General features: G+C 42.0%; 15 protein-coding genes. 9 read left to right on the forward strand and 6 right to left on the reverse strand.

The window, feature by feature from the left end:
- The first annotated feature begins 59 nt into the window (after positions 1–59).
- Positions 60–1,592 (forward strand): glutamine-hydrolyzing GMP synthase, encoded by a 1,533-nt coding sequence (gene guaA / locus RBH76_05155; protein ID WMJ84808.1) that lies wholly within the window; start codon positions 60–62, stop codon positions 1,590–1,592.
- Positions 1,593–1,919: 327 nt separating this feature from the next.
- On the opposite strand, the gene RBH76_05160 is transcribed toward guaA, so the two are convergent.
- Positions 1,920–2,879, reverse strand: coding sequence for a LysR family transcriptional regulator (locus RBH76_05160; GenBank protein WMJ84809.1), 960 nt, complete (start codon positions 2,877–2,879; stop codon positions 1,920–1,922).
- 283 nt (positions 2,880–3,162) lie between these two features.
- On the opposite strand from RBH76_05160, the gene RBH76_05165 reads away from it, so the two are divergent.
- The 3 genes from RBH76_05165 to RBH76_05175 all read left to right on the forward strand — a co-directional run bounded on the left by RBH76_05165 (position 3,163) and on the right by RBH76_05175 (position 7,192).
- Positions 3,163–5,640, forward strand: a complete 2,478-nt coding sequence (locus tag RBH76_05165; protein ID WMJ84810.1) for a pyruvate formate lyase family protein — start codon at positions 3,163–3,165, stop codon at positions 5,638–5,640.
- Positions 5,641–5,981: 341 nt separating this feature from the next.
- A complete protein-coding gene (locus RBH76_05170) occupies positions 5,982–6,872 on the forward strand; it encodes a glycyl-radical enzyme activating protein (protein ID WMJ84811.1) in 891 nt (296 codons plus the stop codon).
- A 110-nt stretch (positions 6,873–6,982) separates the two neighbouring features.
- Positions 6,983–7,192: an SDR family oxidoreductase gene (locus RBH76_05175; GenBank protein WMJ84812.1), complete on the forward strand. Its 210-nt coding sequence runs from the start codon at positions 6,983–6,985 to the stop codon at positions 7,190–7,192.
- Between the two features lie 61 nt (positions 7,193–7,253).
- Here the strand turns inward: RBH76_05175 and RBH76_05180 are convergent, their stop codons facing one another.
- The 3 genes from RBH76_05180 to RBH76_05190 all read right to left on the reverse strand — a co-directional run bounded on the left by RBH76_05180 (position 7,254) and on the right by RBH76_05190 (position 8,792).
- Positions 7,254–7,709 carry a hypothetical protein gene (locus tag RBH76_05180; GenBank protein WMJ84813.1) on the reverse strand — a complete coding sequence of 152 codons (456 nt, stop codon included), beginning with the start codon at positions 7,707–7,709 and terminating at the stop codon, positions 7,254–7,256.
- Positions 7,687–7,959: a hypothetical protein gene (locus RBH76_05185; protein WMJ84814.1), complete on the reverse strand. Its 273-nt coding sequence runs from the start codon at positions 7,957–7,959 to the stop codon at positions 7,687–7,689. The genes RBH76_05180 and RBH76_05185 overlap by 23 nt, the downstream gene beginning before the upstream one ends.
- A 182-nt stretch (positions 7,960–8,141) precedes the next feature.
- Positions 8,142–8,792 carry a Crp/Fnr family transcriptional regulator gene (locus RBH76_05190; GenBank protein WMJ84815.1) on the reverse strand — a complete coding sequence of 217 codons (651 nt, stop codon included), beginning with the start codon at positions 8,790–8,792 and terminating at the stop codon, positions 8,142–8,144.
- Positions 8,793–8,897: 105 nt separating this feature from the next.
- On the opposite strand from RBH76_05190, the gene RBH76_05195 reads away from it, so the two are divergent.
- The 5 genes from RBH76_05195 to RBH76_05215 all read left to right on the forward strand — a co-directional run bounded on the left by RBH76_05195 (position 8,898) and on the right by RBH76_05215 (position 11,962).
- A complete protein-coding gene (locus RBH76_05195; GenBank protein WMJ84816.1) occupies positions 8,898–9,380 on the forward strand; it encodes a permease in 483 nt (160 codons plus the stop codon).
- A complete protein-coding gene (locus RBH76_05200; protein WMJ84817.1) occupies positions 9,377–10,102 on the forward strand; it encodes a permease in 726 nt (241 codons plus the stop codon). Before RBH76_05195 ends, RBH76_05200 begins: the two co-directional genes overlap by 4 nt.
- A 149-nt stretch (positions 10,103–10,251) precedes the next feature.
- Entirely contained in the window at positions 10,252–11,058 is an 807-nt protein-coding gene (locus RBH76_05205) for an AraC family transcriptional regulator (GenBank protein ID WMJ84818.1), read from the forward strand.
- A gap of 47 nt (positions 11,059–11,105) precedes the next feature.
- Positions 11,106–11,600 carry a VOC family protein gene (locus RBH76_05210; GenBank protein WMJ84819.1) on the forward strand — a complete coding sequence of 165 codons (495 nt, stop codon included), beginning with the start codon at positions 11,106–11,108 and terminating at the stop codon, positions 11,598–11,600.
- A gap of 5 nt (positions 11,601–11,605) precedes the next feature.
- Complete coding sequence (locus tag RBH76_05215; GenBank protein WMJ84820.1) at positions 11,606–11,962, forward strand: MmcQ/YjbR family DNA-binding protein; 357 nt, start codon at positions 11,606–11,608, stop codon at positions 11,960–11,962.
- A 204-nt stretch (positions 11,963–12,166) separates the two neighbouring features.
- Here RBH76_05215 and RBH76_05220 read toward each other — a convergent pair whose 3' ends face one another.
- Both RBH76_05220 and RBH76_05225 read right to left on the reverse strand, forming a co-directional pair.
- The gene (locus RBH76_05220) at positions 12,167–12,595 is read right to left on the reverse strand and encodes a hypothetical protein (GenBank protein WMJ84821.1); all 429 of its coding nucleotides are present in this window, start codon (positions 12,593–12,595) and stop codon (positions 12,167–12,169) included.
- A gap of 262 nt (positions 12,596–12,857) precedes the next feature.
- Complete coding sequence (locus tag RBH76_05225) at positions 12,858–13,856, reverse strand: glycosyl hydrolase family 18 protein (GenBank protein ID WMJ84822.1); 999 nt, start codon at positions 13,854–13,856, stop codon at positions 12,858–12,860.
- Positions 13,857–13,865: the final 9 nt, after the last annotated feature.

A 13,865-nucleotide genomic window follows, 5' to 3' on the forward strand; every position in this document is an offset into this window, starting at 1 on the left:
GCAATTTGTGCCGGTTGGTGGCAAAATATAAAGATAACAAGAGTATTTGGAGGAAGCTTATGAGCCATCAACTGGTATTGGTGATCGATTTCGGCGGTCAATATAACCATCTCATTGCAAGGCGGGTGCGCGAATGTGGCGTTTACTGCGAAGTAAAGCCCTATACGATTTCCGCTGACGAAATTAAAAAGCTCAACCCCATCGGAATTATTTTCACTGGCGGGCCTAACAGTGTTTATCTTGAAAATGCCCCCCAGATCGACCCGGCTGTATTTGAGCTGGGTATTCCCGTGTTGGGCATCTGCTACGGCGTGCAGCTGATCGCGCATATACTGGGCGGACATGTCACCAGCCCCGACCATCGCGAATACGGCCGTACCGAGACAAAACTGGTGCACAAAAGTGCGCTGTTCGATACATTGCCTGACGAATTTATTGCCTGGATGAGCCACACCGACTACATCGATGCACTGCCGGAGGGCTTCACCGCTACCGCGACCACCAAGGCCTGCCCCACCGCAGCGATGGAAAATGTGGAAAAGAAGATTTATGGCCTGCAGTTTCACCCCGAGGTTAACCACACCCAGAACGGCATTAAGGTGCTCAAAAACTTCCTCTATCTCGTCTGTGGCGCCGTAGGCGATTGGACGATGAAGGATTACGCCGTGACGGCTGTCGAGCAGATCCGCAAAACGGTCGGCAGCGGTAAGGTGCTACTGGCGCTTTCGGGCGGTGTCGATTCCTCGGTAGTTGCGGCGCTTATCGCGCGGGCTGTGGGCAACCAGCTGACTTGTATCTTTGTAGATCACGGCTTGATGCGCAAAAATGAGGGCGATGAGATTGAATCAATCTTTGGTAACGGTGACATCAACTTTGTCCGCGTCAATGCTGCCGACCGCTTTTTGGGCAAACTGGCGGGTGTCTCTGATCCTGAGCGCAAGCGTAAAATCATCGGCGAGGAGTTTATCCGCGTCTTTGAGGATGAAGGCCGCAAAATCGGCTCGGTCGATTATCTGGCGCAGGGTACCATCTACCCAGACGTAGTTGAATCCGGCGTCGGCGAAGCCGCCGTCATCAAGAGCCACCATAATGTAGGTGGGTTGCCCGCTGTGGTTGACTTCAAAGGCCTGATTGAACCACTGCGTATGCTGTTTAAGGACGAAGTACGAGCACTGGGCGAGCAGCTGGATCTGCCCGCACACCTGGTATGGCGTCAGCCCTTCCCCGGCCCCGGCCTTGCAATTCGCGTCATAGGCGAAATCACTGAGGATAAGCTGGCCATTCTGCGCGAGGCCGATGCCATTTTCCGCGAGGAGATTGCCATCGCTGGGCTTGACCGCAGCATAAATCAGTACTTTGCTGTTATCACCGATATGCGTTCGGTCGGTGTCATGGGCGACGGTCGTACCTATGATTATACGCTTGCACTGCGCGGCGTGACCACCACCGACTTTATGACCGCTGACTGGGCGAGAATCCCCTATGACCTGCTAGAAAAGATATCCGGTCGGATTATTAACGAGGTCCGCGGCATTAATCGAATTGTTTATGACATCACAAGTAAACCACCGGCAACGATCGAGTGGGAATGACGCTGGTGGCTTAACAATGGCTTTAACATGCGGATTTATAGCGTATAACAAATAAAATTAAAACTTAACAATGAAGCTATGTAGCCTTCCTTTTTAGTGCAAATTTGGGAGTTCATGAACACCCAGAATCCACAAAAATTGGGAGGCTATTTCTATGAAAAACAACAAGGAAGAACACTAAGCAAACGAGTGGGAAATTCTAAGGCAGAATTAATACCAGACATCAAGTACAACGGCCTATACAATCTTTGATAATTATTGCTACGGAACCAACGGCCTTTCTCTACAAAAGAGCGGATCATACATTGGGGGCACGTCAATATAGGGCTAAAAATGATAATTTATTTTAAAAGCCTCTTGCGGTACAGGGCTGCCGGCGTATTGATCTCCATAGGTGGCCAGCATATAATCAATGACAAGACGCATTTCGTGAGTGATAGATAGTTTTTTATTAAGTGCATAGCCAAAAGTGCGGTAATTGCGATGCTTGCTTTTGATGCGGAAAAAAGCAAGCTCCTTACTATCTGTTTTAGCATACCAATATGGCAAAATAGCTAAACAGCAGCCTTGCTCGGACAATAGGAAGGCGCGCCCCCAGTCCTTGGTGGTAAAAAGTATATCGGGCTTTCTGTCATATTCTTCAAACAAAGAGAAAAAGAGATTCTGATAGGCCGCTGCATCTACCGTAACAAAAGGCATTTCCAGGTATTGAGCCAAACCTACATAGCCATTTACTTGATTGTGCTCTGCAATTGTATAGGCGATATGATTTTTGGGGATGGCAAGGTGGAATTCCTCATGTTGGATCGTCGTGTATACTAGATTAGGATGCGTGTAGATGACAGGGACAAGAATGATGTCTAGCTGACCTTGGAGTAAAGCAAGAGTAAGATTATCTACGGTATCCTCGGTAACTTGCAGCTTAACCATATTGCAGGTAGTCATATAAGATAATAATTTATTAAAAAACCGGACCGTATAACCTGTGGGCCATCCAACCTTTACTTCTCTGATCCCACTGACATCTTTCATTTTATCTAGCATATTATAATAATCTTCAATTAGTTTTTTCCCATTTCCAAGTAGAACTTTGCCTGCTTCCGTTGGTACACACTTTCCCTTCTCTCTTTCATAGAGAGGGAAATCCAGAGTGCTCTCTATTCTCTTGATGTATTGTGATAAAGCCGGTTGGCTAATATATAGGGCCTCAGCTGCTTTTTGAAAGCTTCCCTCGCGCTCAATAGCCAGCATATATTCAATTGTTCTAATTTCAATGATAGATTGCATGTATATACGCCTCCTTATTCTGCAACATATTCACTCAGGCCTGCTTCTATTTTCTCGGTCATAAAGCGTTCTTCCTAAGTGTATCATGAACCTTTTATAAACCCTTGCAATATTTTACCACAAATATCGAGAGGATATAACTTTTTATTATAAGGTTCTATCGTATATTAGTATTTTACAGGAATTTTGTAGGATGTTATAATTAAAACATAAAATATGCTTTTAAAAAAGGTAGAGTGACTAGAAAAGTAAACTGTTTGGCAATAAAAAAGGAGGAACAAAAATGGAAAAATACCATACACCTGCGATTGGCACGGAGGCTTATGACAAAAGCTATGGTGTTGGCTACAAAGTGGGGCATGCATCTTGGACTCCGTACCCGCGCGTGGAAAAGATGAAGCAGGCCTTCACTGCTCTTCCGTATGATATCGATATTCAACGTTTAAGATTGGTTACTGAATCTTATAAGGCGCATGAAAACTGCTCTAGAAAAATGCAGTGCGCCTATGCTTTTCAAAATGTGCTGGAAAACTGCGATATTCAAATTCAAGATGGGGACTTGATTGTTGGAGAAATTGCGGCAACTCCAAAATCTTCTCCCATTTACCCGGAATTCTCGGTTAATTGGATTATTGATGAAACCCTTAATCACCCTTTTGAGGAACGTGAACATGACAAGTTTTTCTTTAAGAGCGAAGCAGATCGTAAAGAATTAGTTGAGCTTTGCCGCTATTGGGAAGGTAAGACGATTGCTGATTATGGCAAAAACCGTATGGACGAAGCTCAAAAAATCGGTTCGCAATTTGGCGAAAGAATTTACCAAACAAATTTGTATCACTACGCAGGCATTGGTCACTATGTAATTGACTATCCGCGCTTGATGAGACTGGGTTTTCCTGGCCTTGTAGAAGAGGTGCAGGCTGCTTATGAAAAGCTTACGAAGAAGGATCCTGAATTTGATGAAAAGAGAGATTTTTATGAAGCCTCGCTAATGATGCTAAAGGCCGCGCAAACTTTTTTGCAGCGCCATGCAAATTTAGCTCTTCAAATGGCTCAAAAGGAAAATGATCCCAAAAGAAAGAGCGAATTAGAAATGGTTGCTCAAAATTGCAAACAAGTTTCTGAGGGTACTCCCAAAACCTTCTGGCAAGCATTGCAATTATTTACGACAGCTACTTCTTTACTGAAAATAGAAGGAAACGGACATTCTATTTCCTATGGCCGTATGGATCAGTGGCTCTATCCTTTCTATGCAGCTGATATAAAGAACAAAACGATCACGAAGGACTTTGCTCAGGAACTTTTAGAAGTGCAATATCTGAGAATGAACAACCCGACCAAGATTAAAGACGGTGTTACTACTGAGTCCCGTAATGGTTATAATTTTGGCGGTGAGTGCTTAACTGTTGGTGGCGTTGATACCGAAGGCAATGATGTTACAAACGATTTAACCTTTATGCTTCTTGAGGCTTCCGCCCACACCCGCATGGACAGACCTTGGATGTTGGTTCGTATGCACGATAAAACGCCTGAAGAATTAAAAATTAAAGTAGCGGAATGCATCCGCGCCGGCTATGGCCATCCTAAGATCTTCAATGATAAATCAGCGATTCCTTGTATGATGCGCAAGGGGTGCTCGCTTGAGGAAGCAAGAGAATATGCTGTTGTTGGTTGTGTAGAGCTGTCTCTGCCGGGTAAGGAATACGGTTGGCATGACGCAGCTTATATCAATCTTGCGAAGATGATGGAGTTGGTTGTTAATGGCGGACGCACTTTGCAAGGCAAACAATTATCTCCTGATTTTGGCAGCTTGTTAACTTATAAAAGCTATGCTGAGGTATGGGAGAGCGTTGAAAAGCAAATTGAGTATTGGTGTGACCAAATTTGCAGTACTTTGACTATTTTAGAACGTGCGCACAGGCAATTAAAACCGCTTCCCTATGCATCCGCATTCTTCCCGTCTTGTGTTGAATCCGGACACGATTTAAATGAAGGCGGCGCAATCTATAATGGTACAGGGCCGCAGGGCGGCGGGATTGCAAGTTGTGCCGATATGTTGTGCACAATCAAGCAGTTGATGTTTGATGAAAAAAAGTATACTGGCGAGCAATTGCTTAAAGCGATCAAAGACAACTGGGTTGGACATGAGACCCTGTACCATCTTATTAATGGTCCTAAAGTGCATCACTATGGTAATGATGATGATTATGCAGATGAAATTTTCAAGAATATTTTTGAGTGCTATTGCAGGCATATGACCGGCAGGAAAAATGCTCGTGGTGGAGAATACCGCCCCGGGGTATATACTGTAAATGCTAACGTAGGCATGGGCCTACATATGAATGCGTCTTTGGATGGGCGTAAGAATTTCGAACCTATCTCTGATAATATGGGCCCTGTTCATACGGATGGAGGTTCCCATGATATCAAGGGACCGACCGCTCTTGTGAACTCTGTTTGCAAGGTTGACCACAGTATTGCAACTAACGGTACCTTGATGAACTTCAAGTTCCCTGAAAGTGCTGTTTCTGGTAAACAGGGCAGGGATAATCTGGTCAGCTTTATTGATGAGTATTTATATAAGGGCGGTATGCACATGCAATTCAATGTAATGAGTGCTAAAACCATGAGAGCCGCTCAAAAGCATCCGGAAGACTATCAGGATATGTTAGTACGCGTTGCTGGTTATAGTGCCTACTTTGTTCAATTAGGAAAACCGCTGCAAAAAGATTTGATTCAGCGGACGGAATTAAATTTTTAGCATTAAAATGTCGCCTTTGTCAAGATGATAGAAAAATGCGATTCATCGTGTACCGTAAAATTCTAAATGCTGATAGCCTTTCAAGTCTGAGGCAACCACAGCCACCGCTTGTAGCAAGGGAATTCCTTGTTACAGGGGCGGCGGCTGTGCTGCATTGAGAGGTGTAGAACTCTTCTGCGTGAAAACGCTCCGGATAACAGGTGTTTGCAGTGCATGAGTGGACGTGCCAAGAGTTGACGCTTTCTTTTTATTATGTATCATGTGTGTAGAGGGGTGTTGTAGTGTCTCATAAGGGGAACGTATTTAACATTCAGCGATTTACCATCAATGATGGCCCTGGAGTGCGAACCGAATTATTTCTGAAGGGGTGTCCTTTAAGGTGTAAATGGTGTAGTAATCCGGAAAGTTGGATGTCAATCATACAGCCTGGAATATATAGAGCTAAGTGTATATCAAGGAAAAAGTGTGGTTTGTGTGAGGAAAGCTGTCCGCAATCCGGTGCTTTAAACTTTTATCGCGGCAAAATAGCTCTAATAGACCGCAGCAAATGTCTGAATTGTATGGCCTGTGCAAGAGCATGTCCCTCAGAGGCTGTTAAGCAATGGGGCAATATGATGACTGTAGAGGAATGTATGCAAGAGATTCGAAGGGATAAAGGGTATTATGACCGCTCTGGAGGCGGCATTACCGTATCTGGAGGCGAGCCCTTGCTGCAAAGCGATTTTGTCGCTGAACTTTTTAAATCCTGCAAGGAGGAGAATATTCAGACCTGCTTTGAGTCTACCTTTTATGCGGAATGGGAAGAAATTGAAAAAATTCTGCCCTACACGGATTTGATTATTACAGATATTAAACATATGAATACACAGGTACATAGTCAATACACAGGGGTACATAATGAGAAAATTCTTAAAAATTTAGAAAAGCTAGCCGGGCTGGGAAGAAAGCTTATTGTGCGCATACCCTTGATTCCAACAATAAATGATAGCATGGAAAATATTGAGGCTACAGCAGAGTTTATTCTCAAGAAATTGAACGGTCAGGTCAGTATTATACAGCTTTTGAGCTACATGCGTCTGGGAGAAGAAAAGTATGCCTCCTTAGGAATTCCTTATCAGATGTCCTATCTTAAGTTCAATAGAAGATCCTTTCAGAATCATGTTAAGGAAATCTCCGCATATTTTAATGCGAGGGGAATTAAATGTATTGTTGGGACAACAGAGACTGAATAGATGAAAAGGGGGATTACTTATGCAGTTAAATCTACAGGGCAAGAGCGTGGTAATAGCCGGTGGTGCGCCAGGAATAGGGAAGGCAATTGCACTGGAGTTTATTGACGCGGGTGGCAAATGTTACTAATTATGATGAGCTGAGCAGCTTTGCCGATGCGGTAAAAAGTGAAAATGGGGAAATAGATATTTGGATAAATAATGCCGGCTCCAATCAACTCAAGGACCTTATGGATTACAGTGTGGATGAGTTTAAGCATATGGTAGATACTGACCTGATCCCCGAAAGCCTTGTTAAATCAAGGTTTTCGGGGATCGTTTAGCTACCAAACGAAAGGCAAGGAACATCTTCCTTGCCTTTTATATACACTATTTGTTCAAATTTTAGTTGAAGTGAACCTGCACTAAAGATAATACATCGACACCGCTTGAACTAGTTTGTATGCTGTGGCCAATCTCTTGATAGTGATATACTATTCGCGGTGTAATATCCTGATACATTCGTCCAGCAACTGAATTGCTTACTCCGCACCAATTTCCATGTGTAGCTGACTGTCCACCAGCCAGTAGCACTTGAGCTTTACCGTACACCACAACTTTTACAGCAGAGCCATCAGCAATACCAGATTCGTAAATAATTCCGATTGGCATAGATGACCCAGCTGGCGCAATGCTCACCGCATTATCAACAGACGTTGACGCAATAACAATAGTACCCTTCACACTGTTGGCTCCAATTTTATTTATAAACGTTTCGTAGATACCGCCCTCAGAAGTAAATCCGTTAGTTGTGGCAGGAAACCTAGAATTAAACAATTCATAACTTACTGATCCACTCATATTCAAACCACCACAATATAAGGTACAGCTGCTTTTCTGGTGTAGTCAAAGCTGTATAAGAAGCTTCTGAAATCTGCTGATTAACCCAAGCTAATTTAGTAGAAGCATTATTCCAATACCAATAAGAACCTGATCCAGTAACATAAGCATAATCGCCCAATGATGCAGTGGCGTATGCTAATTGTAACGTTGTATTGTCTACATATTCTCCCTTATATGGCATATCTATTTCATATAGTGAAACCCCCAAGCCAAAGCCCCCCCTAATCTAATATTGAGTTTTTATTACAGCACTCAAGAGGCAGAAAAGAAACTAAAAATGTAGCAAACAGCCTCCCACTTTAGTGTAAATTCGGTTGATAATGAGCACCCGAACTCCAAAAATGGAAGGCTATTTCTATTAAAACAATTACAAAGTTGGCATTTGAAAAATTAATTTGAACTGCTTAAAAGCGTGATAACCCGATTATCAATTTCAATTATTCTCTCATCCTGCAACTTTTTAAGCTCTCTAAATAAGGAGGGTCTTTGGACGCCAAGATAATCGGCCAGTTGTTTTTTGCTTATGGGAAGAAGGATCGTTGGGCTCCCCTGTATAAACGATTGTTTTTTCAGATAATCCAACAGATTTTCCCTGAGTGTTTTCTGTGTCAACATTGTTATTTTCTGATTCATACCACGGGAATTCATAGACAGCGATTTGATATATTGCATGACAAAATGATAGTTGTGCAGTAATTCCATGACTGCATTCTGCGTAATATGGAGTAGTTCACAGGGTGTAACGCTGTAAATATTTAACGGGTAAGTGTTCTGATCTCCGAACAGTAGATTCGCACCGATAATGCTGTTTTTTTGAAACTCAAACATCTTTATTGCCGAACCGTTTTCCGATAATGAATATGCTACAAGCCTTCCAGATAATACAACGTCGAGCACCGTACATGCTTCATGCTGAAGATGTACTGTTATGCCCTTGGTGTAACGTCTGCTGAATATTTGATTTTCTGAATAATACTTACTTAAAACAGCAGAATTTATATCCGAAAGCAAAGGTAATTGATACAGCTCTTCGATGCTCATAAACAGCTCACCCCTCTTAAGTATTATAACAAAAAGTAACATTAGAGTCTATTTTTTAATTACAATCTCCCCTATAATTTCATTAGAATTGTAGGAGGTATTCTTATGGATGTATTAACATTAGCAATGTGGGTCGGAACTGCTATCTTCCTAATTTTTTCTTTTATCAAGGATAAACAAAAAACCAAACAAGCACTTAAAATGTCGTTGGGCTTGGGTAAAGGGATGTTAAGCAGTATTTTGTCCATCATATTCTTAATCGGTCTGGTTTTAACCATTTTACCCCCTGAAAAAATCGCTGAATTTATTGGCAAACAGTCACTCATATTGGCAACCGTTGTCTCTGCCGCGTTTGGAACAATAACTTTAATTCCTGCTTTTATCGCATTCCCGCTTATTGGAACGCTTGTAAATGCTGGTGTAGGAACCGTTCCAGCCGTTGCTTTTTTGACAACGCTTACAATGGTGGGTATCGTGACTTTTCCGCTTGAAAAGCGTGAATTTGGCTTGAAGTTTACAGCTACAAGAAACGGATTGAGTTTTGCGTTCGCCATCGTCATTGCGCTCGTTATGGGGGTGATAATATGAATATTTTGCGTAAGGCAAAGGATAACCTTTCCATTGTAATTATTGCAGTTTCATACATTACCTTATTTATTCTTAGACCCGATATGGGAATAACCTCTGTCAAAAACAGTGTTTATTATATAAAAGAAATGATTATGATCATGCCGGTCATTTTTGTTTTAACTGCATTATTGGATACATGGGTACCAAAGGAAAAAATTATTGAATATCTTGGGCAAGATGCAAAGGCAAAGGGTGTTATTCTTTCTCTTTTGCTTGGAAGTATATCAGCGGGGCCAATTTATGCAGCATTCCCATTATGTGTAATGCTTCACAAAAAGGGGGCTTCGGTCAGAAATCTTGTTGTTATTTTAAGTGCATGGGCAGTAATAAAAGTTCCTATGCTTCTTAATGAATTAAAGTTTCTGGGGTTCCAATTTATGGCGATTCGCTGGGTTTTAACGGTTATTGCAATTGTTATTTTTTCGTGGATTACTGCCAAAATAGTCAAAGATAAAGACCTGCCAGAAAAAAGTTCCGAACATCAAAAAAATGATAATGAAATTGTTTATATTAACAGAGCTGCCTGCATAGGATGTTCGCTATGTACTAAAAAATATCCTGAATTATTTGAAATAAAAAACAAAAAGGCTTCTCTTAAGAAAATTGATGAGGGCTGCATAGATCAGGAAAAACTAATGCTTGCAATTGACGCATGTCCTGTCAAGGTAATAAGCAAATAAAACCGCTAAGAAAAGCACCTTATTTTCTCTCAAAGAAGTATAAGGTGCTTTTTTGTTGTGTGGAAAAATAATTTCTGATACACTAATATCTGGGAATTGAAGCTAGGTAATGTTATATAATTTATTACGCAAAAAGGACGGTGTGGCATATGAGCCTGAAATTACCTAATAGCGATGAATCTTTCAGCTACTATTTGCCCCACAAAAAACTATACCAGTACATTTCTTATTACTCTATTCAACACAACTCTTTTTCTAGTATCTCACCTGTGTTTATTCCAGATTTGGGCGGGTCAATAATCATCAGCCTTGGTCGCAAGGGTTTCGACATGGTTGTCTGGGGGCCTTTTAATCGACTTACCGCAATTGAAAATGGACCGAAGGATATATCGGTACAATTTTTTATAGAGTTCCAACCTGGCGGGCTGTCTCGCTTTATTTTGCCAAATTCTCAAGAGATTCTTAACAAAAAAGTGTCGTTACGGGAGCTTGATAATGATTTTCACTTCTCTCTTCGCCAGATTTTTGAACGAAATTTTCATTCAGCGGATCAAATCATCTTTTGTTTAGATCATTTTTTCCTCAATTTGTTGGACAAACGTCGAGATTATCTCGTGAATGGGCGAAATATTCTGTGCTCCTTACAGGATTTTATGGCTATGGGCACTATGGAAGATTTATCAAAAGACGTGCACTATTCTACCAGACATATAAACAGATATTTGAACACGCTGACCGGTGTTTCGGGCAAGGAATACATGAAAATAAAGCGCTTCAACAAAGCAGTACGGCTACTCAAAGAAAGCAATAGTACAATAGAACAAATTTCAGACAGCCTCTGCTATTATGATACCGCACATTTCATCCATGATTTTTCTCACCTTTCGGAAATCTCTCCGATGCTTTTTAGAGAAAACAAGTCCGATTTTTACAATGAAACACTGAAAATTTTCTGATACAATATGACTATATTCAACAAGATGTATTTGAAAGGAGTAAGGGTATGAAGTTTCATAGTCCGATGATTATTGTCTCTGACATTGAAAAAAGCAAAAGGTTTTATGTCGATATCCTACACGAAGAGATCGAACAAGATTTGGGAACATATGTGGTTTTTGGCGGCGGTTTTTCCATGATGACCCGGGAGCAATGGAATGAACTAACGGGCGAAACCTCAAATACAAAGGAAAAAACCGGACATTCCTTTGAGCTTTATTTTGAAGAAGACCAACTTAATAATTTTGCTCAGCAATTAGAAGGTCACGCTGATATTATAAAATTCACCGAACTTCAAGAAGCGCCGTGGGGACAGCGTACAATTCGCTTTCTGGACCCCGACCACCATGTTGTTGAGGTGTCTGAATCGATGAGCTCGGTTGTAAAAAGGTTTTTATCGTCTGGCATGACGGTACAGGAGACTTGTGAAAAATCCATGATGTCGGTTACTTTCGTAGAAAAGTGCCGTATCAATATGGCACAACCGTCTGAAAAAGGATAAGGCATATGAAATATTCATGGTTGGATGAGTACTGCACAACAAAACAAGGTGTTGTAAGAGATTTCAAGAAAGAATGGAATGCGACAAGATATTTAGTCGGTGGTAAAATGTTTGCGCTACAGGCAACGGATAACACGCACCGCCCCGTTGTAACATTGAAGCTGAACCCCGCTGAAGGCGCTTTCCTTCGTGCACAATATGAAGATATTGTTCCCGGCTACTATATGAACAAAGAGCATTGGAATTCAGTCTGCCTTGACGGCTCAGTGCCTGACGATGTGTTGCGGAATATGATTGACAAATCATACGATATTCTTTTTGCTTCCTTAACGAAAAAAGCGCAAAAAGAAATAGCGCACTAATAACGATGACTTTGTCAGGCAATGTGTAGAAGTTCTTATTTGACTGACGTATCATATCAAAATGAGTTTTTATTGCTCATATAAATGAAGGCATGCTTCTTTAAAGCGTACGGAAAACTTTTTCCGTGCGCTTTTATTTGTTTTTAAGGGTATGCAAAAATAGAAAAGAGCGCATTAAGCGCTCTCTACATTGTCGCCGGGGTATCACTCCCCCGGAACATAAAAGAATGTTGTACTATCTACGATACGGCACCATTTTTGATGCTCCAGTGTATTAATAAGATCATTGCGCTTTACACTTTTGCCAATAGCTTTGGTAATATCAGAAATATGAATCAGTTTGTTGGCATTCTGTTCAAAAATATCATGCAGCCGATCATTTAGATCATCCATCGGCAGCGCTGTCTTTGTTTTTGCCGGTTTTGCATTAAGACATTCCGGGTGTTTTTTTAGATAAAGAACAAATATGCTTTTGATGCGGTTGAGCAATGAGGGGGCTATACCAATTAGTTCTGGCAGTTCTTCAAATCGGCAGTTTATTAGATCGCGCATCCATTTGTAATGATGGCGCTCACAGTAGTTTATGAAGGGAGAATAACTGTCGTTGGTGTATATTTGCTTTATTTCGTCCATTATATCAGTCCTTTCTTTTTTAATGGCACAAGGAATTATTATAAGCTAAAAACTCGTCGGATACAAGGCTTGACAACTTTATGAAGAGGTCAAATACCTTTTTAACTTTGAGCCCTCTGTAAATCGTATGAACTAAGATTGATATTTCAAGTGTCTGAGTAATGACAAAGCCTCTGAGCAATGCGAATTTACCGCAAGCTCAAAGGCCCCATTGATTTTTAAGGTTTTGCTCTGTTCTGCCCTCATAAAACGGGCGTTTTAATCACAGCCGCCAAAGCGAAATACCAAAGTCCCCTGAACTACGGAGCAGGTTCGCCCAATGTTCAAGTGTAATCGAATCCGCATACCACACCTGATGTACTATATCATCTCGACTGTAAGAAAAGCTAAGAGCCTGGCTGCCTACATCCCGGTGCTGATCGACATTTTTCTGTCGCGCTAAGGCATGTGCTTCCTTTTGAGAAAGTGCCGTCACCACATTGCCCGCCCAATCAAAACCACCTGTAGCTATGGCAAAATTTCTCCTGCCGGGCAGACCAGTCGTCTTTTTTACTAGTTCAAGCAAGAACGCATCGTCTGCCTTAGGTCCCGGCTCACTGCCCGGGCCGTGAAGGTTATAGCACATGATCACATATTCTGGCCCTTTAGGAAAGGATAACGCTTCATAAGGGATGCCGGGCTCCAGCACCACACGCAGCAAAAGTCCCCGCTGCGCTGTCTCAGATGAAAGCTCCGTGATAAAATCGATAAAATGCTGCCACAAGACCATATCTTTTCGGATAGCCTCATAGTCTATTTCTACACCATCATATCCACCGCTTTCCGTCAAATCCAGAATCTCCTGAATATGCGTCTGTCTGACGGTTGGTTTTGCCAGTAGTGCATACAACAATTCCGTATCCTTTAGGGAAGAGCCGCCCTCTGCCAGTAATTTATCATTAATAAAGGTCAGATAGTCGGGCCACGGGGAATCCTCGCCGTAAACCTGCTTCACTTTTCCCCGTAACTGAGCGATTTCTTCCGGTATGAACAGCCGGTTTTGGGCATCGAAATAAGCGCCAAAATATTCAAAGCTTTCAAGCTGGCCGTCAAGGTCGGTTATTTGTGCAATTGCATCATCAGCATCCCAATAGACTGCCCATGCGGACATTTTTTCGGCGGGCTGCGGTGCAGGTGCCCCTGCATTTGGCGGAAACGCACATCCTGAAACCAGTTGCGCGGCCAAAATTAAGCAAAGAAGTGCCAGCGTCTTTTTCCTCATCGTGTGCCC

The sequence above is a fragment of the Oscillospiraceae bacterium MB24-C1 genome, from assembly GCA_030913685.1.
GTDB lineage: Bacteria > Bacillota > Clostridia > Oscillospirales > Ruminococcaceae > Yanshouia.

What these genes read in the sequence shown, in the direction of transcription:
- guaA (WMJ84808.1), top strand. Translation starts at nt 60, where the DNA reads ATGAGCCATCAACTGGTATTGGTGATCGATTTCGGCGGTCAATATAAC.
- RBH76_05160 (WMJ84809.1), bottom strand. Translation starts at nt 2,879, where the DNA reads ATGCAATCTATCATTGAAATTAGAACAATTGAATATATGCTGGCTATT.
- RBH76_05165 (WMJ84810.1), top strand. Translation starts at nt 3,163, where the DNA reads ATGGAAAAATACCATACACCTGCGATTGGCACGGAGGCTTATGACAAA.
- RBH76_05180 (WMJ84813.1), bottom strand. Translation starts at nt 7,709, where the DNA reads ATGAGTGGATCAGTAAGTTATGAATTGTTTAATTCTAGGTTTCCTGCC.
- RBH76_05190 (WMJ84815.1), bottom strand. Translation starts at nt 8,792, where the DNA reads ATGAGCATCGAAGAGCTGTATCAATTACCTTTGCTTTCGGATATAAAT.
- RBH76_05195 (WMJ84816.1), top strand. Translation starts at nt 8,898, where the DNA reads ATGGATGTATTAACATTAGCAATGTGGGTCGGAACTGCTATCTTCCTA.
- RBH76_05200 (WMJ84817.1), top strand. Translation starts at nt 9,377, where the DNA reads ATGAATATTTTGCGTAAGGCAAAGGATAACCTTTCCATTGTAATTATT.
- RBH76_05205 (WMJ84818.1), top strand. Translation starts at nt 10,252, where the DNA reads ATGAGCCTGAAATTACCTAATAGCGATGAATCTTTCAGCTACTATTTG.
- RBH76_05210 (WMJ84819.1), top strand. Translation starts at nt 11,106, where the DNA reads ATGAAGTTTCATAGTCCGATGATTATTGTCTCTGACATTGAAAAAAGC.
- RBH76_05215 (WMJ84820.1), top strand. Translation starts at nt 11,606, where the DNA reads ATGAAATATTCATGGTTGGATGAGTACTGCACAACAAAACAAGGTGTT.
- RBH76_05220 (WMJ84821.1), bottom strand. Translation starts at nt 12,595, where the DNA reads ATGGACGAAATAAAGCAAATATACACCAACGACAGTTATTCTCCCTTC.
- RBH76_05225 (WMJ84822.1), bottom strand. Translation starts at nt 13,856, where the DNA reads ATGAGGAAAAAGACGCTGGCACTTCTTTGCTTAATTTTGGCCGCGCAA.